The organism is Rivibacter subsaxonicus (assembly GCF_004217215.1).
Lineage (GTDB): Bacteria > Pseudomonadota > Gammaproteobacteria > Burkholderiales > Burkholderiaceae_C > Rivibacter > Rivibacter subsaxonicus.
Genome location: NZ_SHKP01000004.1, coordinates 961,265 through 980,751 on the forward strand (window position 1 = coordinate 961,265; position 19,487 = coordinate 980,751).

The 19,487-nt window shown below is 69.7% G+C and carries 21 protein-coding genes; 13 read left to right on the forward strand and 8 right to left on the reverse strand.

The features are described from left to right. Positions 1 to 3 precede the first annotated feature (3 nt). The 13 genes from EV670_RS04435 (at position 4) to EV670_RS04495 (ending at position 12,010) form a co-directional block, all read left to right on the forward strand. Positions 4 to 1,188, forward strand: a complete 1,185-nt coding sequence (locus EV670_RS04435) for a methyltransferase (RefSeq protein WP_130430573.1) — start codon at positions 4 to 6, stop codon at positions 1,186 to 1,188. Between the two features lie 128 nt (positions 1,189 to 1,316). After that, positions 1,317 to 2,270: a chlorophyll synthesis pathway protein BchC gene (bchC, locus tag EV670_RS04440; protein ID WP_130430574.1), complete on the forward strand. Its 954-nt coding sequence runs from the start codon at positions 1,317 to 1,319 to the stop codon at positions 2,268 to 2,270. Beyond that, positions 2,267 to 3,292, forward strand: coding sequence for a chlorophyllide a reductase iron protein subunit X (locus EV670_RS04445; protein ID WP_242616831.1), 1,026 nt, complete (start codon positions 2,267 to 2,269; stop codon positions 3,290 to 3,292). Before bchC ends, EV670_RS04445 begins: the two co-directional genes overlap by 4 nt. 19 nt (positions 3,293 to 3,311) lie before the next feature. Then, positions 3,312 to 4,871, forward strand: a complete 1,560-nt coding sequence (bchY, locus tag EV670_RS04450) for a chlorophyllide a reductase subunit Y (protein ID WP_130430575.1) — start codon at positions 3,312 to 3,314, stop codon at positions 4,869 to 4,871. A 73-nt stretch (positions 4,872 to 4,944) separates the two neighbouring features. Beyond that, positions 4,945 to 6,402 (forward strand): chlorophyllide a reductase subunit Z, encoded by a 1,458-nt coding sequence (gene bchZ / locus EV670_RS04455; RefSeq protein ID WP_130430576.1) that lies wholly within the window; start codon positions 4,945 to 4,947, stop codon positions 6,400 to 6,402. A 137-nt stretch (positions 6,403 to 6,539) separates the two neighbouring features. Further along, positions 6,540 to 6,689, forward strand: a complete 150-nt coding sequence (gene pufB, locus EV670_RS04460; RefSeq protein WP_130430577.1) for a light-harvesting antenna LH1, beta subunit — start codon at positions 6,540 to 6,542, stop codon at positions 6,687 to 6,689. An 18-nt stretch (positions 6,690 to 6,707) separates the two neighbouring features. Beyond that, positions 6,708 to 6,932, forward strand: coding sequence for a light-harvesting protein (locus tag EV670_RS04465; protein WP_242616832.1), 225 nt, complete (start codon positions 6,708 to 6,710; stop codon positions 6,930 to 6,932). Positions 6,933 to 6,944: 12 nt separating this feature from the next. Next, a complete protein-coding gene (gene pufA, locus EV670_RS04470) occupies positions 6,945 to 7,139 on the forward strand; it encodes a light-harvesting antenna LH1, alpha subunit (RefSeq protein ID WP_130430578.1) in 195 nt (64 codons plus the stop codon). 117 nt (positions 7,140 to 7,256) lie between these two features. Continuing rightward, the gene (pufL, locus tag EV670_RS04475) at positions 7,257 to 8,075 is read left to right on the forward strand and encodes a photosynthetic reaction center subunit L (RefSeq protein ID WP_242616833.1); all 819 of its coding nucleotides are present in this window, start codon (positions 7,257 to 7,259) and stop codon (positions 8,073 to 8,075) included. A gap of 51 nt (positions 8,076 to 8,126) precedes the next feature. Next, positions 8,127 to 9,107: a photosynthetic reaction center subunit M gene (pufM, locus tag EV670_RS04480; RefSeq protein WP_130430580.1), complete on the forward strand. Its 981-nt coding sequence runs from the start codon at positions 8,127 to 8,129 to the stop codon at positions 9,105 to 9,107. Positions 9,108 to 9,136: 29 nt separating this feature from the next. After that, positions 9,137 to 10,519: a photosynthetic reaction center cytochrome PufC gene (gene pufC, locus EV670_RS04485; protein WP_165393235.1), complete on the forward strand. Its 1,383-nt coding sequence runs from the start codon at positions 9,137 to 9,139 to the stop codon at positions 10,517 to 10,519. A 129-nt stretch (positions 10,520 to 10,648) separates the two neighbouring features. Continuing rightward, on the forward strand, positions 10,649 to 10,918 hold the full coding sequence (locus EV670_RS04490; RefSeq protein ID WP_130430581.1) for a MoaD/ThiS family protein: 270 nt from the start codon (positions 10,649 to 10,651) through the stop codon (positions 10,916 to 10,918). 3 nt (positions 10,919 to 10,921) lie between these two features. Beyond that, the gene (locus EV670_RS04495; RefSeq protein WP_130430582.1) at positions 10,922 to 12,010 is read left to right on the forward strand and encodes a WD40/YVTN/BNR-like repeat-containing protein; all 1,089 of its coding nucleotides are present in this window, start codon (positions 10,922 to 10,924) and stop codon (positions 12,008 to 12,010) included. On the opposite strand, the gene EV670_RS04500 is transcribed toward EV670_RS04495, so the two are convergent. From EV670_RS04500 to bchM, 8 genes are all read right to left on the reverse strand, one after another. Further along, on the reverse strand, positions 11,989 to 13,266 hold the full coding sequence (locus EV670_RS04500; protein WP_130430583.1) for a DEAD/DEAH box helicase: 1,278 nt from the start codon (positions 13,264 to 13,266) through the stop codon (positions 11,989 to 11,991). The genes EV670_RS04495 and EV670_RS04500 overlap by 22 nt on opposite strands. Before the next feature lie 132 nt (positions 13,267 to 13,398). After that, positions 13,399 to 14,172 carry a putative photosynthetic complex assembly protein PuhE gene (gene puhE / locus EV670_RS04505; protein ID WP_130430584.1) on the reverse strand — a complete coding sequence of 258 codons (774 nt, stop codon included), beginning with the start codon at positions 14,170 to 14,172 and terminating at the stop codon, positions 13,399 to 13,401. A 39-nt stretch (positions 14,173 to 14,211) separates the two neighbouring features. Beyond that, positions 14,212 to 15,309, reverse strand: a complete 1,098-nt coding sequence (gene acsF / locus EV670_RS04510; RefSeq protein ID WP_130430585.1) for a magnesium-protoporphyrin IX monomethyl ester (oxidative) cyclase — start codon at positions 15,307 to 15,309, stop codon at positions 14,212 to 14,214. Positions 15,310 to 15,328: 19 nt separating this feature from the next. Then, positions 15,329 to 15,778: a photosynthetic complex assembly protein PuhC gene (puhC, locus tag EV670_RS04515; protein WP_130430586.1), complete on the reverse strand. Its 450-nt coding sequence runs from the start codon at positions 15,776 to 15,778 to the stop codon at positions 15,329 to 15,331. 14 nt (positions 15,779 to 15,792) lie between these two features. Beyond that, a complete protein-coding gene (puhB, locus tag EV670_RS04520; RefSeq protein WP_130430587.1) occupies positions 15,793 to 16,479 on the reverse strand; it encodes a photosynthetic complex putative assembly protein PuhB in 687 nt (228 codons plus the stop codon). Further along, entirely contained in the window at positions 16,476 to 17,255 is a 780-nt protein-coding gene (puhA, locus tag EV670_RS04525; RefSeq protein WP_130430588.1) for a photosynthetic reaction center subunit H, read from the reverse strand. The genes puhB and puhA overlap by 4 nt, the downstream gene beginning before the upstream one ends. A gap of 53 nt (positions 17,256 to 17,308) precedes the next feature. After that, positions 17,309 to 18,781: a BCD family MFS transporter gene (locus EV670_RS04530; protein WP_130430589.1), complete on the reverse strand. Its 1,473-nt coding sequence runs from the start codon at positions 18,779 to 18,781 to the stop codon at positions 17,309 to 17,311. Beyond that, entirely contained in the window at positions 18,778 to 19,479 is a 702-nt protein-coding gene (gene bchM / locus EV670_RS04535) for a magnesium protoporphyrin IX methyltransferase (protein WP_130430590.1), read from the reverse strand. Before bchM ends, EV670_RS04530 begins: the two co-directional genes overlap by 4 nt. Positions 19,480 to 19,487 lie beyond the last annotated feature (8 nt).

The window sequence follows — 19,487 nt, forward strand, 5'->3', positions numbered from 1 at the left end:
GCGATGAAGAGCCCGCAGTTGCTGCACGAGCCCGTCACGCCTGCTGACTCGTCGGCGCTCTCGACCTGGCGCGATCGCTGGCTCCTCTGGCGCGACAGGTTGGTCGCGACGCCGGGCTTCCGCCGCCGCGCGGCCGCCTTTGTGTTGACGCGACCGATCGCCCGCCGACGCTCGCGCGAGCTGTTCGACCTGGTCGCCGGCTTCGTCTACTCGCAGGTGCTGCTGGCCTGCGTCAGGCTGCGTGTCTTCGAGTTGCTGGCCGAAGGCCCGCAGCAGATCTCGACGCTGGCGCCACGCCTCGGGCTCGCGCCCGACGCCGCGCTGCGCCTGCTCGAGGCGGCGGTATCGCTGCGACTGGTCGAGCGGCGTGCCAACGATCGATTCGGCCTCGGTCCGCTCGGCGCGCCGATGGTCGGCAATGCCGGCCTGGCGGCGATGGTCGAGCACCATGCCGCGCTGTACGCCGACCTGCGCGACCCGGTGGCGCTGCTGCGCGGCGAAACGGACGGCGCCGCGCTGGCCGCCTACTGGCCCTATGCCGGCGCCACGCTGCCCGCCGCGGTGGCCGACGAGCGGGTCGCTGCCTACTCGGCGCTGATGAGTGCCTCGCAGCCGCTGGTGGCCGAGCAGGTGCTCGCGGCCTATGACTTCGGACGTCACCGTTGTCTGCTCGACGTGGGCGGTGGCGAAGGCGCCTTCATTGCCAGCGTCGCCGCGCAGGCGCCACGCTTGCGGCTGATGCTGTTCGACCTGCCGGCGGTGGCGGCGCGCGCCCGCAGTGCCTTGCAACGGCAGGGCCTGCAGGCACGGGTCGAAGTTCATGGCGGTGACTTCCTGTCCGACGCCTTGCCCCAGGGGGCCGACCTGGCCAGCCTGGTGCGGGTGATCCACGACCACGACGACGCCCGCGCAATGGCAATCCTGCGCGCCGTGCACCGGGCCTTGCCGGTCGGCGGCACGCTGCTGCTGGCCGAGCCGATGGCAGGCACCGTCGGCGCCGAGCCGATGGGCGCGGCCTATTTCGGCTTCTACCTGTTGGCGATGGGGCGCGGTCGACCGCGCAGCCAAGGCGAGTTGCGGTCGATGCTGCATGCGGCGGGATTCGGGGCCGTGCGAGAGCTGCCGACCGCCATGCCGTTGCAGACGCGGCTGCTGCAGGCAAGGGTAAATACCGCATCAAAGATGTAAACCAAGATTGACGCACTTAACAGTAAGCATAAGATGACACCACCGATCAAGCAGATGCCCATGGCCTCGATCCCCGCACCGCTACAGCCCGAACGCGCCTGCTCGCGCTCGCGGCAGGGGGGCAACGCGTGAACACCACGGCGGTGGTCCTGGAGCAGCCTGAACGGCTCCACCTGAGCCGCCTCGAGTTGAGTGCGCCGACCGACGAGGACGTGGTCGTCGACATCGAGTGGAGCGGCATCAGCACCGGCACCGAACGCCTGTTGTGGACCGGCAAGATGCCGATGTTTCCCGGCATGGGCTACCCGCTGGTACCGGGCTACGAGTCGGTCGGCCGGGTGCGCGCGGCCGGCGCGCATTCAGGGCTGCGCGAGGGCGACCGGGTCTTCGTGCCGGGCGCGCGCTGCTACGGCGAAGTGCGCGGCCTGTTCGGCGGCGCCGCCTCGCGGGTGGTGTTGCCGGGTGCGCGCGCTGTTCCCGTCGCCGACGAACTCGGCGAGCAGGCGGTGCTGCTGGCGCTGGCCGCCACTGCGTACCACGCCGTGGCCGGTGGCGGCAAGCGGCAGGCGATCGTGGCGCCCGACCTGATCGTCGGCCACGGCGTGCTGGGCCGCCTGCTGGCACGCATGACCGTCGTGGCCGGCTACCCGCCGCCCACCGTGTGGGAACTCAATCCGGTGCGCACCGAGGGCGCCGAGGGCTACCAGGTCATCCGGCCCGACGACGATCCGCGCCGCAACTACCACGCCATCTACGACGTCAGCGGCGATGCGCAGATCCTCGACCAGTTGATCGCGCGCCTGGCGCCGGGCGGCGAGGTGGTGCTGGCCGGCTTCTACAGCGAGCCACTGCACTTTGCCTTCGCGCCAGCCTTCATGCGCGAGGCACAGATTCGCACGGCCGCCGAATGGCAGCGCCCGGATCTGCTGGCAGTCAAGGAACTGGCCGAGAGCGGCCGCCTGTCGCTCGAGGGCCTGATCACGCATCGCGAACAGGCCATGCAGGCCGATGCGGCCTACCGCACCGCCTTCGGCGACGCGGGCTGCCTGAAGATGATTCTCGACTGGAGAACTTGCCAATGAACCATCCGATTCCCGCGAGCGCGACGGTGCAGTTCATGAGCAAGGACTCGATGAAGGACGTGCTGCGCGCCGAGGCCGCCGTCGAGCCCGACGCTCCCGCCACCGGTCCGGTGACCAAGGAGACGCAGATCATCGCGATCTACGGCAAGGGCGGCATCGGCAAGAGCTTCACGCTGGCCAACCTCAGCTACATGATGGCGCAGCAGGGCAAGAAGGTGCTGCTCATCGGCTGCGATCCGAAGAGCGACACCACGAGCCTGCTGTTCGGCGGGCGTGCCTGCCCGACCATCATCGAGACCTCGTCGAAGAAGAAGCTCGCGGGTGAAGCGGTCGCCATCGGCGATGTCTGCTTCAAGCGCGACGGCGTCTACGCGATGGAGCTCGGCGGCCCCGAGGTCGGCCGCGGCTGCGGCGGGCGCGGGATCATCCACGGCTTCGAGTTGCTCGAGAAGCTCGGCTTCCACGACTGGGGCTTCGACTACGTGCTGCTCGACTTCCTGGGCGACGTGGTGTGCGGCGGCTTCGGCCTGCCGATCGCGCGCGACATGTGCCAGAAGGTCATCGTCGTCGCCAGCAACGACCTGCAGTCGCTCTACGTCGCCAACAACGTCTGCAGCGCGGTCGAGTACTTCCGCAAGCTCGGCGGCAACGTCGGCGTGGCCGGCATGGTGATCAACCGCGACGACGGCACCGGCGAGGCGGCAGCCTTTGCCACCGCGGTCGGCATCCCCGTGCTGTCGACGATTCCCGCCAACGAAGACATCCGCCGCAAGAGCGCCAGCTACGAAATCATCGGCCGGCCCGACTCGCCCTGGGGCCCGATGTTTGCCGAGCTTGCCGAGAACGTCGGCACCTCGACCCCGATGCGCCCGAAGCCGATGACGCAGGACCAGTTGCTCGGCCTGTTCTCGGCCGCCTCGGTCGGCCGCGACGTGGTGCTCGAGCCGGCCACCACCTTCGACATGTGCGGCAAGAGGGAAGTCGTCAAGCAGACCCTCGAAGTGGTCTACGACGCCGCCTGAGTTCGACCGATCGATCGTCATGAACGCGACCATCCCCATCGTCCCCGTGTCCAGCGTGCCGGTGCCGACCGCGCTGGAAGGCGACGGCATGGGTTGCCATTCCGGCGGCGCGGCGATGCTCGCGGCGGCCAAGGCGGCCGGCAAGTCGGACACGCTCGACCAGTACGCCAAGGACTATCCCAAGGATCCCAAGGCCGGTCCGCACGACCAGCCGCAGAGCATGTGCCCGGCCTTCGGCTCGCTGCGCGTGGGGCTGCGCATGCGGCGCACCGCGACCATCCTCTCGGGCTCGGCCTGCTGCGTCTACGGCCTGAGCTTCACCTCGCACTTCTATGGCGCCAGGCGCAGCGTCGGCTACGTGCCGTTCAACAGCGAATCGCTGGTCACCGGCAAGCTGTTCGAGGACATCCGCGAGGCGGTGCACGCGCAGGCCGATCCGGCCCAGCTCGACGCGATCGTCATCATCAACCTGTGCGTGCCGACCGCCAGTGGCGTGCCGCTGCAGATCCTGCCGCGCGAGATCAACGGCGTGCGCATCATCGGCATCGACGTGCCCGGCTTCGGCGTTCCCACGCATGCCGAGGCCAAGGACGTGCTGGCCGGCGCGATGCTCAAGTACGCGCGCGGCGAGGCGCAGGCCGGCCCGGTGCAGGCGCCCAGAGGCGGCGTCGCCGACAAGCCCACCATCGCGCTGCTCGGCGAGATGTTCCCGGCCGACCCGGTGATCATCGGCATGATGCTCGAGCCGATGGGGCTGGCCGCCGGTCCGGTGGTGCCGACCCGCGAATGGCGCGAGCTGTATGCGGCGCTCGACTGCGTCGCGGTCGCCGCGATCCATCCCTTCTACACCGCCAGCATCCGCGAGTTCGATGCCGCCGGCCGCACGATCGTCGGCTCGGCCCCGGTCGGCCATGACGGCACCGAGGCTTGGCTGCAGGCGGTCGGCATCGCCGCCGGCGTCCCGCAGGAGCGGATCGACGCCGCCAAGAACCGCTTCCTGCCCGCCATCAAGGGCGCGCTGGCGAAGATGCCGATCAAGGGTCGCGTCACGCTCAGCGGCTACGAGGGCTCGGAGTTGCTGGTCGGCCGGTTGCTGGTCGAGAGCGGCGCCGACCTGCGCTACGTCGGCAGTGCCTGCCCGCGCACGGCGTGGAACGAGGCCGATTGCCAGTGGCTGCAGGCCAAGGGTGTGCAGGTGCAGTTCCGCGCCTCGCTCGAGCAGGACATGGCGGCGGTGCACGAGTTCAAGCCCGATGTGGCGATCGGCACCACGCCGGTGGTGCAGGCGGCCAAGGAACTGAGGATCCCCTCGCTCTATTTCACCAACCTGATCTCGGCGCGGCCGCTGATGGGCCCGGCCGGTGCCGGCTCGCTGGCCACCGTGATCAACGCGGCGATCGCCAACAAGGCGCGCTTCGACCAGATGAGCGACTTCTTCGGCAGCACCGGCACCGGTCATGCGACCGGCGTCTGGGAAGCCGGCAACGGCGTGCCGCAGGACCGCCCCGACTTCAAGGCCGACCAGCGCCGCCAGGCCATCAAGCTGGCCAAGAAGCGCAAGGCCGAGGAGATGATCTGATGATCGCCGCACGGCCGGTCCAAAGGCGATCGCTCCCCCTTGGGGCGACGGCGAGCAGCGCCGAGGGGGCGCGATGCTAGTTCTGGATCACGATCGCGCGGGTGGCTACTGGGGCGCGGTGTACGTGTTCACCGCGATCAAGGGCCTGCAGGTGGTGATCGACGGGCCGGTCGGCTGCGAGAACCTGCCGGTCACCTCGGTGCTGCACTACACCGACGCGCTGCCGCCGCACGAACTGCCGATCGTCGTCACCGGCCTCGCCGAAGAGCAGCTCGGTCGCGAAGGCACCGAGGGTTCGATGCGCCGCGCCCATGCCGTGCTCGACCCCGACCTGCCGTCGGTGGTGGTGACCGGCTCAATCGCCGAGATGATCGGCGGCGGCGTCACGCCCTCGGGCACCAACCTGCAGCGCTTCCTGCCGCGCACCATCGACGAAGACCAGTGGCAATGCGCCAATCGCGCGATGTACTGGCTCTGGAGCGAGCACGGGTTGAAGAAGGTGCCGGCGCGCACGCCGCTTGCGGAGCGCCCTGTAGGCGAGAGGCCGCGCGTCAACATCATCGGCCCCTGCTACGGCACCTTCAATTCGCCGAGCGACCTGGCCGAGATCCGGCGCCTGGTGCAGGGCATCGGGGCCGAGGTCAACATGGTGTTCCCGCTCGGCAGCCACCTGGCCGACGTGTCGAGGCTGGTCGAGGCGGACGTGAACATCTGCATGTACCGCGAGTTCGGTCGCATGCTGTGCGAGGCGCTCGAGCGGCCCTACCTGCAGGCGCCGATCGGACTCCACAGCACGACCGCCTTCCTGCGCTCGCTCGGCGAACTGCTCGGCCTCGATCCTGAACCCTTCATCGAGCGCGAGAAGCACACCACGATCAAGCCGATCTGGGACCTTTGGCGCTCGGTGACGCAGGACTTCTTCGGCACCGCGACCTTCGCCGTGGTTGCCGGCGAAACCTACGCGCGCGGGCTGCGTCACTTCCTCGAAGACGAGATGGGCCTGCCGTGCAACTTCGCGGTTTCGCGCATTGCCGGCGCCAAGACCGACAACGCGGCGGTTCGAAAGATGGTGCGCGAGACGCCGCCGCTGGTGATGTTCGGCAGCTTCAACGAGCGCATGTACCTAGCCGAGTGCAGCGCTGCCGGGCCGATGAAGCCCTCGTTCATCGCTGCCTCGTTCCCCGGCGCCATCATCCGTCGCGCCACCGGCACCCCGTTCATGGGCTACGCCGGCGCCACCTACGTGATCCAGGAGGTGTGCAACGCGCTGTTCGACGCGCTGTTCCACATCCTGCCGCTCGGCACCGAACTCGACAAGGTCGAGGCCACGCCGGCCCGCCACCAAGGCTCGCTGCCCTGGGACGACGCGGCGCGCGAACTGCTCGACGAACTGGTCGAGGCGCAGCCGGTACTGGTGCGCATTTCGGCGGCCAAGCGCATGCGCGACCGCGCCGAACAGCAGGCGCGCCAGGCCGGCGAGGCGCGCGTCAGCGCCGAACGCGTCGCGCAGGCGCATGGCGTGCCGGCATGAAGACGCTGCCGATGGACTTGAACGAATCGCTCGCGCCGCGGGCCACCCACTTGCCATGTCGCAGCCGCGGCCTGGGAGTCCCTGCCGCGCGGGACGTGCGCGGTGAAGGCCGCAAGGCCAACTAGAGGAGAAGTCCTATGGCTGACGAAAGAAAGGGTTCGTTGTCCGGGCTGACGGACCAGGAAGCGAGAGAGTTCCACGGTGTCTTCGTGAGCAGCTTCATTGCGTTCACGGTGGTTGCCGTCGTGGCTCACTTCCTGGTCTGGACCTGGCGCCCCTGGCTCTAGGCAACAAAGGGGCGTGTCATGACTGACTACTCCAGCGCAACGATGCACGCGGTGCCCCCGAACGACTCCAGGACGTTCAGGGGAATCTTCATCGCGAGCTTCGTCGTCCTTCTGGCGATCGCCCTGATTGCCCAGTTGCTGACCTGGTCGTGGCGTCCCTGGCTGCCCGGGGCCGAGGCAGAGAAGTCGTTGGTCGGCGACGTCAAGTCGGCGGTCTACACCTTCATGTCCTACCTCACTTAGGAGAGAAGAAGCATGTGGAGAATTTGGCTGTTGTTCGACCCGCGCCGAGCGCTGGTCGCGTTGTTCACGTTCCTGTTCGCGCTGGCGCTGGTGATTCATTTCATCCTGCTCAGCACCGAGCGCTTCAACTGGCTGGATGGCCCCCACAAGGCCAGGGCCGGGCAGGCATCGTCGATGCCGGCCGCGGTCCCAGCACCGAAGCAATAGCGTTGTTCCGGCACCCGGCGAACGGGATCCGGGCTCGCCCCCGGCCCCGTTCGCCGACCCGATGCATGCGAGGACCACGCACCAGCGCGTCTTCGGAACGGGGGAAACAAGATGGCGATGCTCAGCTTTGAACGCAAGTACCGCGTGCGCGGCGGCACCCTGGTCGGAGGCGATCTCTTCGACTTCTGGGTCGGGCCGTTCTTCGTCGGCTTCTTCGGCGTCACGACCCTGTTCTTTGCCTCGGTCGGAACGCTGCTGATCGTCTGGGGCGCATCGCAGGGGCCAACCTGGAACCTCTGGCAGATCAGCATCGCGCCGCCGGACCTGAGCTATGGCCTGGGCATGGCGCCTCTGATGGAGGGCGGGCTCTGGCAACTGATCACGATCTGTGCGATCGGCTCCTTCGTCAGCTGGGCGCTGCGCGAGGTCGAGATCTGCCGCAAGCTCGGCATCGGCTACCACGTGCCGGTCGCGTTCTCGTTCGCGATCCTGGCCTACGTGACGCTGGTCGTGATCCGCCCGCTGCTGATGGGCGCGTGGGGACATGGCTTCCCGTACGGGATCATGAGCCACCTCGACTGGGTGTCGAACACCGGCTACCAGTACCTGCACTTCCACTACAACCCGGCGCACATGCTGGCGGTGAGCTTCTTCTTCGCCACCACCTTCGCGCTGAGCCTGCACGGGGCACTGATCCTCTCGTCGACCAACCCGGCCAAGGGCCACGAGGTCAAGACCCCCGAGCACGAGAACACCTTCTTCCGCGACACGATCGGCTACTCGATCGGCACCCTCGGCATCCACCGGCTTGGCCTGTTCCTGGCGCTGGCGGCGGTGTTCTTCAGCGCGGTCTGCATCGTCATCAGCGGCCCGTTCTGGACCCGCGGCTGGCCCGAGTGGTGGACCTGGTGGCTGAACCTGCCGATCTGGAGCTGAGCCCCTCGCAGCTGTGCTGATCCGATAACGAAAGCCGTCGAGGAGACCGACATGGCCGAGTATCTGAACCTGTTCACGAGCGTGCAGGTTGCCGCACCGTCCTACCCCGGGGTCGGGGTCGATCGCGGCGGCGTCGAGCGCGCCGGCAAGCCCGCCCACGTGCACCTGCTGGGGCGCCTCGGCGACGCCCAGATCGGGCCGATCTACCTCGGCTGGTTCGGCCTCGCCTCGCTGCTGTGCGGCTTCATCGCGATCGAGATCATCGGACTCAACATGCTGGCCTCGGTGAACTGGGATCCGATCCAGTTCGTGCGCCAGCTGTTCTGGCTCGCCCTCGAACCACCGCCACCGGGCGACGGCCTGCGCTGGCCGGCACTCAACCGTGGCGGCTGGTGGCTGATGGCCGGCTTCTTCCTGACCGCCTCGATCCTGCTGTGGTGGGTCCGCATGTACCGGCGCGCCAAGGCCCTCGGCATGGGCACCCACGTGGCATGGGCCTTCGCCGCGGCGATCTGGCTCTACCTGGTGCTCGGCTTCATCCGTCCCGTGCTGATGGGCAGCTGGGGCGAGGCGGTGCCCTTCGGCATCTTCCCGCACCTCGACTGGACCGCGGCCTTCTCGATCCGCTACGGCAACCTGTTCTACAACCCCTTCCACATGCTGAGCATCGCCTTCCTCTACGGCTCGGCGCTGCTGTTCGCGATGCATGGCGCGACGATCCTGGCGGTGAGCCGCTTCGGCGGCGAGCGCGAGATCGAGCAGATCGTCGATCGCGGCACCGCCAGCGAGCGCGCCGCGCTGTTCTGGCGCTGGACCATGGGCTTCAACGCGACGATGGAGTCGATCCACCGCTGGGCCTGGTGGTTCGCGGTGCTGTGCCCGCTGGTGGGTGGCATCGGCATCCTGCTGACCGGCACCGTGGTCGACAACTGGTACCTGTGGGCGGTCAAGCATGGTGTGGCACCAAGCTATCCGGCGATGTTCCCGCCCGTCGTCGATCCCGCCTCGCTGGCAGGGGGGGGCAAGCCATGAGCCAGCACCCGAGCAGGAGCCCCAGCATCATGCGCAGCGCCACCCACCTGATCCTGCTGGCCGCGGTCGCGCTGCTGGCGGGCTGTGAACGGCCGCCGGTCGATTCTGTGCAGAGCGGCTACCGCGGCACCGGCATGGAGCAGGTCTACAACCCGCGCATCCTGGTTGCCCAGGCCGACCAGAACAAGGCGCCGGAGTCACCGGCGCCGGCCTCGCCCGACGGCCCCAAGGCCGGACAGGTCTATCAGAACGTCAAGGTGCTGGGCGACCTCAGCGTCGGCGAGTTCGCGCGCAACATGGTGGCGATCACCAACTGGGTCGCGCCGAACCAGGGCTGCGCCTACTGCCACAACCCGCAGAACTTCGCCGACGACTCGCTTCACACCAAGGTCGTCGCGCGCCGCATGCTGCAGATGACGCAGAACATCAACGGCAACTGGAAGAACCATGTGGCCGACACCGGCGTCACCTGCTACACCTGCCATCGCGGGCAACCGATCCCGGCCAACACCTGGTTCAAGACGGCAGGCGCCGATGCGCCAGTCGCTGGCATGCTCGGCGACCGCGCCGGCCAGAACGCGCCGGCGATCGAGGCCGCGTTCTCCTCGCTGCCCGGCGACCCCTTCAAGCCCTTCCTCGCGGCCGATGCGGCCGAGATCCGCGTGATCGGCACCACCGCGCTGCCGACCTACAACCGGCAGTCGACCAAGCAGGCCGAGTGGACCTACAGCCTGATGATGCACATGAGCCAGTCGCTCGGGGTCAACTGCACCTTCTGCCACAACACGAGATCGTTCGCGGCCTGGGACGCCAGCACGCCGCAGCGCGGCGCCGCCTGGTACGGCATCCGCATGACGCGCGAGATCAACGAGGACTACCTGAAGTCGCTGGCCGGCGTGTTCCCGGCCGATCGCCTCGGCCCCCAGGGCGACGTGGCCAAGGCCAACTGCGCCACCTGTCACCAGGGCGCCTACAAGCCGCTCTACGGCGCGAGCATGCTCAAGGACCATCCGGAGCTGGCCGGCGTGCGCGGCGCCGCCGCGGCACCGGCGGCGACCACCGTCAACGCCACCGCGGCGATGACGACCACGGCTTCCGGCGTCACGGTGCTGTTCTTCGCCGTCAACTCGGCCACCCTGCCTGACGATGCCATCAGCCGCCTGGCCAACCTGGTGGCCGCGCTGAAGGCGCGCCCCGAGGTCAAGGCCGCGATTTCCGGCTTTCACTCGGCCGCTGGCAACCTGGAGCAGAACCAGGAGTTGGCGAAGAGCCGGGCCAAGGCGGTGCGCGACGCGCTGACCGCGGCCGGCATCGGTGCCGACCGGGTGGAACTCGACAAGCCGATGTCGGCCGAGGCCAACCTCAGCGGCGAGGATCCGCAGGCGCGCCGGGTCGAGGTGACGATGAAGTAGGGGGCGCGCCTTCGACGGCCCAGGCCGCCGCCCTGGCAAGCCCGAAGGCTCGCGCGGCAGGGGCTGCGCGCCGAGGCATTTGGAGCTAAGGTGCGCGCGCCCGCCCGCCCGCCCGCCAGTGCGCCCCGCATGCCCCAACTCGCGTTCACCCCGCACCTGAACCGCTTTCTCGCCGTGCCCGAAGTGCACAGCGAGGCGCTGGTGCTGCGCGCCGCGCTCGAGGACGCCTTCGCGCTCAACCCGCAGCTGCGCGGCTACGTGCTCGACGACCAGGGGCACCTGCGGGCCAACGTGGTCGTCTTCGTCGACGGCGTGCGCAGCGTCGACCGCATCGCCCTGGCCGACGTGTTGCGAGCCGAAAGCCGCGTCTTCGTCCTGCAGGCACTTTCAGGAGGCTGAGCCATGAGTTCGTCGACACGCAGCGATCGCGCCTGGGTCGCGACCCGCAAGGGCCTGTTCGAGCTGCAGCGCAAGGGTGCCGACTGGCGCATCGCGCGGCTCAACTTTCTTGGCGATCCGGTCAGCATGCTGCTGCCGCCGCAGGCCGACGGTCGCATGCTGGCGGCGTTGAACCTCGGCCACTTCGGCGCCAAGGTCCACGCCTCGGATGACGCCGGCGCGAGCTGGCAGGAGGTCGCCACGCCGGCTTTTCCGCCGCAGCCCGAGGGTGCCGAGGGCGTGCCCTGGAAGCTGGTGCAGATCTGGGCGCTCGAGGCCGAGCGCGGCACCGTCTGGGCCGGCACGCTGCCGGGCGCGCTGTTCCGCTCGAGCGACTTCGGCCGCAGCTGGAGCCTGGTCGAGTCGCTGTGGGCGCGACCCGAGCGCCACCAGTGGTTCGGCGGTGGCTACGACGTGCCCGGCATCCACTCGATCTGCCCGCACCCGCAGCGTGACGGCGAGCTGCTGGTGGCGATCAGCTGCGGCGGCGTCTGGGTCACGCGCGACGACGGCGCGAGCTGGTCCCTGCAGGCCAGCGGCATGCGCGCGCCCTACATGCCGCCCGAGGGTGCCGACGACCAGAACATCCAGGATCCGCATCGCGTCGTGCGCTGCCCGGCCGCGCCCGACGTTCTCTGGTGCCAGCACCATGGTGGCATCTGGCGCTCGGGCGACAACGCCGCCTCGTGGCAGGAAGTGACGACCGCGCCGCTGTCGAGCTTCGGCTTTGCGGTCGCGGTGCACCCCACCGATCCGCAGCGCGCCTGGTTCGCGCCGGGCCAGGCCGACGAGCGGCGGCTGCCGGTGGATGCCGCGCTCGCCGTCAATCGCACGCGCGACGGCGGTGCCGGCTTCGAGACCTTTCGTGCCGGCCTGCCGCAGCAGCATTGCTACGACCTGGTCTACCGCCATGGACTGGCGGTCGCCGACGACGGCGAGCACCTGCTGATGGGCAGCACCACCGGCGGCCTGTGGGCCAGCGCCGACGGCGGCGAGCACTGGGCCGAGGTCTCGCTGACGCTGCCGCCGATCTACGCCGTTCGCTTCGGCTGAAGGGCGGCCGCAGCCTCGCGCAGCTTGTCCTTCTTGCTCTTGCGGCGGCCCTTGATGCCGCCGGTCGGCGCCGCGGCCGTGGCGGCGTCCTCGGCGGGCTCGAAGCCCTCGATCCGCTCGCGCTCCAGGCGCAGGCCATGGCGCTTCTCGATCAGCCGCCAGTGGGCCTCCGACTCGGCGCTGACGAAGCTGATCGCCAGCCCGTCCTGTCCCGCGCGACCGGTGCGGCCGATGCGGTGCAGGTAGTCCACCGCTGAGCGCGGCAGGTCGTAGTTGAGGACGATCGGCAACTCGGCGATGTCGATGCCGCGCGCCGCCACGTCTGTGGCCACCAGCACCTGCAGCGCGTCGGCCTTGAAGGCGGCCAGCGCCTGGGTGCGCGCGCCCTGGCTCAGGTCGCCGTGCAGCGCCGTGGCGGCAATGCCCGCGCGCCCCAGCTTGTCGGCAACCAGCTCGCAGCCATAGCGGGTGGCGACGAACACCAGCATGCGCTGCCCGGCGTGCTGCTGCGCCAGATGGCGCAACAGCTGGGTACGGCGGACGGCATCGACCTCGATGACGCGCTGCCGGATCGCCAGATGGGGCACGGGCGGCGCATCGGCGTCGAGCTGGACCGGGTCATTCAGCATGGCCTCTGCCAGCGCCTTGACGGCGGGCGGAAAGCTGGCCGAGAAGAACAGGCTCTGGCGTCGCGCCGGCAGCAGCGCCAGCAGGCGCTGCAGTTCATCGGCAAAGCCGAGGTCGAGCAGGCGGTCGGCCTCGTCGAGCACCAGCGCGGCAACGCCGTCGAGCCGCAGGGCGTTGTGCTCGATCAGGTCGAGCAGTCGGCCCGGCGTGGCCACCACGATGTCGGCGCCACCACGCAGGCCCATCATCTGCGGATTGATCGAGACGCCACCGAAGGCCGTGACCACCTTCAGCGGCGGCGCCAGGTGCCGCGCCAGCAGCCGAAAACTCTCGCCGACCTGCAGCGCCAGTTCGCGGGTCGGTACCAGCACCAGCGTGTGCAGCCTGCGCGCCGTGCCGCGGCGCTCGGTCGTTGGTCTTGCCACCGGGTGCGCGCTTGCCTGTTGCTGCAGCAGCGGCAACGCGAAGGCGGCGGTCTTGCCGGAGCCGGTCCGGGCGCGCCCCAGCATGTCGCGGCCGCCGAGGATGGCCGGGATGGCCGCGGCCTGGATCGGCGTCGGCTCCTGGTAGCCGCGTTCGTCGACGGCGCGCAGCAGGGCGGGCGCGAGGCCCAGCAGGGCAAAGGACATCAGTTGGCGCCGTAGAGGCAGGGGCGAAGCGGTGGAGGGCGGCACAGCGAGGTCCGCCGTGGCGAGCGTGCCCGCTGGCGCCGCCGTGGCCGGGGACGCCGAGTTTAGGCGCGGGGCGTGTCGACGCTGCGATCAACCGCGCGTCACGCCATCGGTCCGCAGTGCCCAGCGCCAGAGCGCATCGGCGTTGAGCGGCAGCACCAGCAGCACATGCTCGAGGATTGCCAGGCTGAGCAGCGAGGCTGCCAAAGCCCAGGAGGTGGCCTCGAAGCTGCCGTCGGCGGCCGCCGAGACGTGCTGCCACATCGGAATCACGGCCAGCGTGGCCAGCAGCAGCGAGATCGGCAACAGGGCGTTCATCGGTCGCCGCGTGAAGTAGGTCTGCAGGTACTGCAGGTGCTGCGGCAGAAAGTGCTCGTTGAGGTTGCGCACGCCGAGAAAGACGTTGAGCTTGGCGCTCTGGCGCATGACCCAGAGGATCAGGTAGGTCCACCAGCCGGTCTGGTTGGGTTGATCCCAGCTGGTCGCGAGCACCGCCAGGCCGAGCACGATCAGCGCCGCCTCGTGGTGCAGCAGCGTCTGCAGTGCCAGCCAGGCGCGCCGCCAACCGGCCACGCCGGGCGGACAAGGCAGTCGCCGCGGGCCGGTGACGACGCCGAGCAAGAAGGCCAGCTCCTGCCAACCCCAGACCAGCAGCGCGCAACTGAAGGCGCAGTACGCGGCCGCCACGCTGCTGACGCGGCTGCTGCCCGCCAGCCCGATCAGCGCCAGCACCAGCACCAGCGTGGCGCCGAACAGGGCGCGGCGATGGAGGCGGCGCGGCATGCCGACCAGCCACAGGATCAGCCCGGTGCTGAACCACCAGACGAACACCGCAAACAGCAGTGGCAGCACGACGTCGAGCATGCTGCGCGGCCGGCTCGATGCCCGAGACGCGCCGCGCGCCTACCAGGCCGGCTGCAGCCGCACCTGTTGCGGCAGCGCGTGGCGCCTGACCGGCATCAGGTAGAGCCGGGCAAAGGTGGCGGCGCCGGCCGCGGCCCAGCCGGCCTGGCGCAGGCGGCCGATCACGCCGCCGCGCGCCTTGGCCCGTTCGACACCGGCCGCGACGATGCACAACCGTTCGAGGCCCGCCCGGAAGCGCGGGTGGTCGGTGTCGAGCGAAACCGGGAACACCTGCTTCGAGATCTCGGAGGTGATGCGGAACACCTCGTGGTCGTAGGCGGTGGCATCGAGCCCCATCGCGTTCTTGAGCGCCGGTCGGGCATGGTCGCGCACGTACATGGTGGCGTAGACCGCGAGCAGGAAGAAGCGGATCCACAGCACGTTGCCGCCTTCGAGCAGCTTGGGGTTGGCACGCATGATCAGCGCGAAGGATTCGCCATGGCGGAATTCGTCGTTGCACCAGCGCTCGAACCAGCGAAAGATCGGATGGAAGCGCAGCTCCGGGTGGCGCTCGAGTTGGCGGTAGATCGTGATGTAGCGCGCGTAGCCGATCTTCTCGCTGAGGTAGGTTGCGTAGAAGATGTACTTCGGCTTGAAGTAGGTGTAGGCCTTGGTGCGCTTGAGGTTGCCGAGGTCGATGCCGAGCCCGAAGTCCTTGAGCGACTGGTTGATGAAGCCGGCATGGCGCGACTCGTCGCGCGTCATGAAGCGCATCAACTGCTTGATGTCGGGGTTGTCGACGTTCTTCTGGATCTCGTTGTAGAGCACGCAGCCCGAGAACTCGGAGGTGATCGAGCTGACCAGGAAGTCGATGAACTCCTGGCGCAGCTCGGGGCTCATCTTCGGCTCGAGCTCGGCCACCTCGGCTGCGAACTCGGGTGTGCGCTGGAAGTGGTCGTGGTTGTTGTCACCCTCGTACTCGGCCAGCATCGCGTCCCACTCGGCGCGCAGCGGGCTGACATCGATGCGGTTCATCGCCGCGTAGTCGGTGCTGTAGAAGCGCGGGCTCAGCAGCGTGCTGGCCTTGGCCGCGCTGTTGGCGTCGTCGGCGTTGCGGATCGCCGGGGCGCCGATGCCCTGGGTGCTGCTGCTGTCCATCGTCTTGCTCCTGTTGCTCTCAGCGCGCGGGTCCGATCAGGCGCGCGAATTCGGCCGCGTTGACGGGACCGAAGGATTCGAGGTCGACCCGGCGCCCGGTGGCCGGATCGAGCAAGGTCAGCCGGCCATCGGTGCGCGCCACCAGTTCGAAGGGCGCCTCGGGGCCGATGCCCATGCGCTTGCGTTCACGCGCCAGCCCTCGCAGCGTGCCGCGGATGAAACCCTGCTGGCCGACGATGTGCTCGACGGTCGTCTTGCTGCCGGCGTCGACGACGAGGATGCTGCCGTCGGCCTGGTCGAGAAAGTTGAGCGCGCGCGTCGCCGCCGCCGGCGCGTCGGGGGCGCTGATGTCGACGCCGGCCAGCCGCATGCCAGCCGCTGCCAGCAGTGCCGTGGCCAGCAGGACGCCGATCGCCAGCGCCGGCAGCGGCGGCACGGTGTGGCTGGCACGGGTGGCGTGATCGCTCATGGTCGCGCTCCCGCTCAAGGGGTGGCCAGTGCCGGATGGGCGGTTCGCGCGGGGATGGCGGACGCTGGTGCCTCGGCACCGCTCGGGGCCGACGCCAGTCCGTTGCTCGCGGCCCAGGCTTGGCTCAGCAGCCGCGCGACCTGGCTCGCCTCGGCCACGCAGCGCAGCATCGGCTGCGGCCGCGCCAACTGCCATGGCCGGGCGTGCGGCCACAGGTGCAGCCAGGCGATGCGATCGGGCGCCTTCAGCACCAGCGGGATGTCGCCATGGCCGCCGGCAAGGCTGCGCAGGCCGGCCGACTCGATGCACCGGTACGGCAGGTTGAACGTGAGGCTCAGCACGATGCCGACGCGCAGCACGACGCGGCGGTCGGTGAGGGTGTAGAGCGTGGTGCGGGCCGAGAGCCAGGCCAGGCCGAGCGCGATGGCGATGGCCAGCAGTGGCAGCGGCAGCACGACCAGCATCGCCGCCAAGGTGTCGGCCGGGGAGCGCCCGTCGGCGATCGAGCCGGTCGCGTGCAGTGCCAGCAGCAGTGCGAAATAGAGCGCCAGCTTGCGCACGTGGAAGGCATGCACCGCCAGCCGACGCCAGTCGGGCGCGCCCTGCCACAGCAGGCGCTCGCCGGCCGGCAGCGGCTCGGGCAGGCCGGGGGCGGCCTCGAACTCGTGCTCGTGCTCGGGCTGTTCGAAGTCGGGCTTCACAGCAGCGGCTCCTTGCGCTGCGGCGTGGCGTAGAGCGTGCCGGCGCCGTAGTAGGCGACGATCTTCTCTTCCTCGAGGCGCGTGACCTGGTCGGGATGGCGCGTGCGCGGCACGTTGGCCAGTTGCGCACCCAGCAACGCGTTGACGACGACCCGGCGCTGCTCGATGCGCGCGAAGTTCAGCGGCAGCAGCACCTGCGGTCCGTGCGCCGCATTCGGCAGGTTGAGCTCGATGTAGCGGAACAGGGCTTCGCTGCGGTCGACCCAGAGCTCGCGCACGGTGCCGGCGACCCGGCCATCGGCGCCGACCACCGGCAGGCCGCGCGGATCGCGGTCGCCTTCGGCGACGCCGAAGCCCGGCGCCACCCGCAGCGGCACGATCTTGTTCTTGCCCTCGAAGGTCAGCTCGACGATGTCGGCGCGCTCGGTCCAGGAGCCGGGACCGACGCCGGCCAGCAGCGGATCGCCGATCGGATCGAGCGGTGCGCCGGGGAAGTTGCCGCTTGGCACGGCGGCCAGTGGCTGCAGCGAGACACGGCCATGCGGTGCGGTGACGGTGCTGCCGTCGGCGAGCAGGTAGCTCTTGGGCCGGGGCACGGCCGGAAAGCCCTGCGACCAGGTGCGTCCCGCGGTGCCTTCGGCCTCGAGCGGGTAGCCCTCTCGCTTGTTCTCGCGGTGCAGGTAGTAGATCAGCCCGGCAAAGAAGACCCAGAACAGGTACAGCGCGATCTGCGCGACATCGATGTAGGCCGTGATGGCTCCGGTGGCGGTGGACATGGCATGCCTCCTGACGTGAAGGGAGCGATAGAGGGGTGGTGGGACAAGGACATCTAGCCGGGGAAGTCCGCGAGGCCGAACTTGCCCGGCGCGGATGCGGGAAGCCGCCGCGCGGACCGCACCAGCGGCCCGACCGCGATCAGCGTGGCAAACAGCAGGTACAACTCGAGGTGATAGACGAAGCTGTAGCCGGTGGCAGGCTGAGCCAGCGCGCTGCCGAGCCGGCCCTCGATCGCCAGGCCCGACACCAGGTCGCGCAGCGCGCCACCGGTGGCGATGGCGGTCCCCGAGCTGAAGGCCTGCACGGCACCCCAGGCGCCGAGGACCAGGCCGGCGCCGGTGCGACCGCTGGCATCGAGGCTCATCGCTGCGACCAGCGTGCTGACCGAGAACAAGCCACTACCGAAGCCGATCAGCGCGACACCGATGCGGAACAGCGTGGCCGACTGCAGCGGCTCGGCAAAGATCACCGCCGAGAAGGCAACCAGTCCGAACAGCAGCCCCGCCGCGGCGATGCGGTACGGGTCGTGGCCGCGTTGCAGCCAGCGCGCCGACAGCGCGAAGGCGCACAGTGCGCCGCCGGCCATCAGCGCGGTCAGCACCGTGGTGGCGCCGACACCGAGCTTGAGAATCTCTCCGCCGTAGGGCTCGAGGATGATGTCCTGCATGCTGAAGGCCGCGCTGCCGAGTGCCACCGTGACCAGGAAGCGGCGCGTGCCGGGCAGTGCGGCGAAGCTGCGCCACTGCTGGCCGAAGCCGGGCCGGTTGCTGCGGGCCTCGGGCGGGAGATGGCGCCGCGGCTCCTGCTTCCACAGCGCGATGCTGTTGATGACCATCGTCACCACCGCCGCCCCTTGCACGACCTGCACCAGTCGCGTGGCGCTGAAGTCGCGCAGCAGCAGGCCGAACAGCAGGCTGCTGCCGACCATGCCGAGCAGCAGCATCACGTACATCAGCGCCACCACGCGCGGTCGGGCGGGCTCCGGCGCGAGGTCGGTCGCCAGCGCGAGCCCGGCGGTCTGCGTGGTCTGCAGCCCGGCGCCGACCAGCAGGAAGGCCAGCGCCGCGGCGCAATGGCCGATCCAGGCCTTGCCGGCCTCGATCTCTCCGGACAGCGCGCCACCGAGCACGACCAGCGCGAAGGGCATGATCGCCAGGCCGCCAAACTGCATCAGCGAGCCGAACCAGAGATAGGGCACGCGGCGCCAGCCGAGCGCCGAGACGTGGAAGTCGGACCTGAATCCGACCAGCGCCCGCAGCGGTGCCAGCAGCACCGGCAGCGCCACCATCAGCGCCACCAGCCAGGCCGACATGCCGAGCTCGACGATCATGACCCGGTTGAGCGTGCCCAGCAGCAGTACGCTGGCCATGCCGACCGAGACCTGGAACAGCGACAGCCGCAGCAGGCGCGACAGCGGCAGCTCGTCGGTGGCTGCGTCGGCAAAGGGCAGGAAGCGCGGCCCCAGCAGCATCCAGCCACGGCTGAGCCTGGCGTTGAGTTGCTGGAGGTTGGCGGCCGGGTTCATGAGCGCACGAGCTCCAGCGCCTGCGAGGTGTAGAAGCCGCTGGCGACCCGCAGCGTGCGGCTCGCCTGCCAGGCGGCCAGCGCCGGCGCCTCGGCAATCGCACGCCGCAGCGTCGTCTCGGCAACCGGCTCGATGAACGGAGCCCGGTCGCCGCGCGGAAACAGGCGGCCGACGCCGAGCATCGCCGCCAGCAGCGGGTTGCTCGGCGCGAAGGTGAACAGCAGCGAACGCTCGGTGCGTGCGCTCAGTTCAGCCAGCACCCGGATCACGTCGTCGCGCCGGTAGTGGATCAGCGAGTCCATGCCGACCACGTGATCGAAGCGGCCGAGCGCGGGATCGAGCATGTCGCCCGAGCGGAACTCGACGCTGCCGGGGCCGAGGTCGTGCGGCAGCCGCTCGCGGGCCAGCTCGACCAGGGTCGGCGACAGATCGATGGCAACCACCGCCGCACCCCGGCGCGCCGCCTCGACCGCGAGCGCGCCTGTGCCGCAACCGGCATCGAGCAAGCGAGTGCCGCTCAGGTCGGCCGGCAGCCAGTCGAGCAAGGTGGCGCGCATGCGGTCGCGGCCGGCGCGGACCGTGGCGCGGATGCTGCCGACCGGCGCCGCCGAGGTCAGTCGGGCCCAGGCCTGCACGGCGGTGCGGTCGAAGTAGGTCTCGATGCGACCGCGCCGGGCTTCGTAGGTGGCGGAGTCCATGGTGCTGC

What these genes read in the sequence shown, in the direction of transcription:
- EV670_RS04435 (WP_130430573.1), top strand. Translation starts at nt 4, where the DNA reads ATGAAGAGCCCGCAGTTGCTGCACGAGCCCGTCACGCCTGCTGACTCG.
- EV670_RS04445 (WP_242616831.1), top strand. Translation starts at nt 2,267, where the DNA reads ATGAACCATCCGATTCCCGCGAGCGCGACGGTGCAGTTCATGAGCAAG.
- bchY (WP_130430575.1), top strand. Translation starts at nt 3,312, where the DNA reads ATGAACGCGACCATCCCCATCGTCCCCGTGTCCAGCGTGCCGGTGCCG.
- bchZ (WP_130430576.1), top strand. Translation starts at nt 4,945, where the DNA reads ATGCTAGTTCTGGATCACGATCGCGCGGGTGGCTACTGGGGCGCGGTG.
- pufB (WP_130430577.1), top strand. Translation starts at nt 6,540, where the DNA reads ATGGCTGACGAAAGAAAGGGTTCGTTGTCCGGGCTGACGGACCAGGAA.
- EV670_RS04465 (WP_242616832.1), top strand. Translation starts at nt 6,708, where the DNA reads ATGACTGACTACTCCAGCGCAACGATGCACGCGGTGCCCCCGAACGAC.
- pufA (WP_130430578.1), top strand. Translation starts at nt 6,945, where the DNA reads ATGTGGAGAATTTGGCTGTTGTTCGACCCGCGCCGAGCGCTGGTCGCG.
- pufL (WP_242616833.1), top strand. Translation starts at nt 7,257, where the DNA reads ATGCTCAGCTTTGAACGCAAGTACCGCGTGCGCGGCGGCACCCTGGTC.
- pufM (WP_130430580.1), top strand. Translation starts at nt 8,127, where the DNA reads ATGGCCGAGTATCTGAACCTGTTCACGAGCGTGCAGGTTGCCGCACCG.
- pufC (WP_165393235.1), top strand. Translation starts at nt 9,137, where the DNA reads ATGCGCAGCGCCACCCACCTGATCCTGCTGGCCGCGGTCGCGCTGCTG.
- EV670_RS04490 (WP_130430581.1), top strand. Translation starts at nt 10,649, where the DNA reads ATGCCCCAACTCGCGTTCACCCCGCACCTGAACCGCTTTCTCGCCGTG.
- EV670_RS04495 (WP_130430582.1), top strand. Translation starts at nt 10,922, where the DNA reads ATGAGTTCGTCGACACGCAGCGATCGCGCCTGGGTCGCGACCCGCAAG.
- EV670_RS04500 (WP_130430583.1), bottom strand. Translation starts at nt 13,266, where the DNA reads ATGTCCTTTGCCCTGCTGGGCCTCGCGCCCGCCCTGCTGCGCGCCGTC.
- puhE (WP_130430584.1), bottom strand. Translation starts at nt 14,172, where the DNA reads ATGCTCGACGTCGTGCTGCCACTGCTGTTTGCGGTGTTCGTCTGGTGG.
- acsF (WP_130430585.1), bottom strand. Translation starts at nt 15,309, where the DNA reads ATGGACAGCAGCAGCACCCAGGGCATCGGCGCCCCGGCGATCCGCAAC.
- puhC (WP_130430586.1), bottom strand. Translation starts at nt 15,778, where the DNA reads ATGAGCGATCACGCCACCCGTGCCAGCCACACCGTGCCGCCGCTGCCG.
- puhA (WP_130430588.1), bottom strand. Translation starts at nt 17,255, where the DNA reads ATGTCCACCGCCACCGGAGCCATCACGGCCTACATCGATGTCGCGCAG.
- EV670_RS04530 (WP_130430589.1), bottom strand. Translation starts at nt 18,781, where the DNA reads ATGAACCCGGCCGCCAACCTCCAGCAACTCAACGCCAGGCTCAGCCGT.
- bchM (WP_130430590.1), bottom strand. Translation starts at nt 19,479, where the DNA reads ATGGACTCCGCCACCTACGAAGCCCGGCGCGGTCGCATCGAGACCTAC.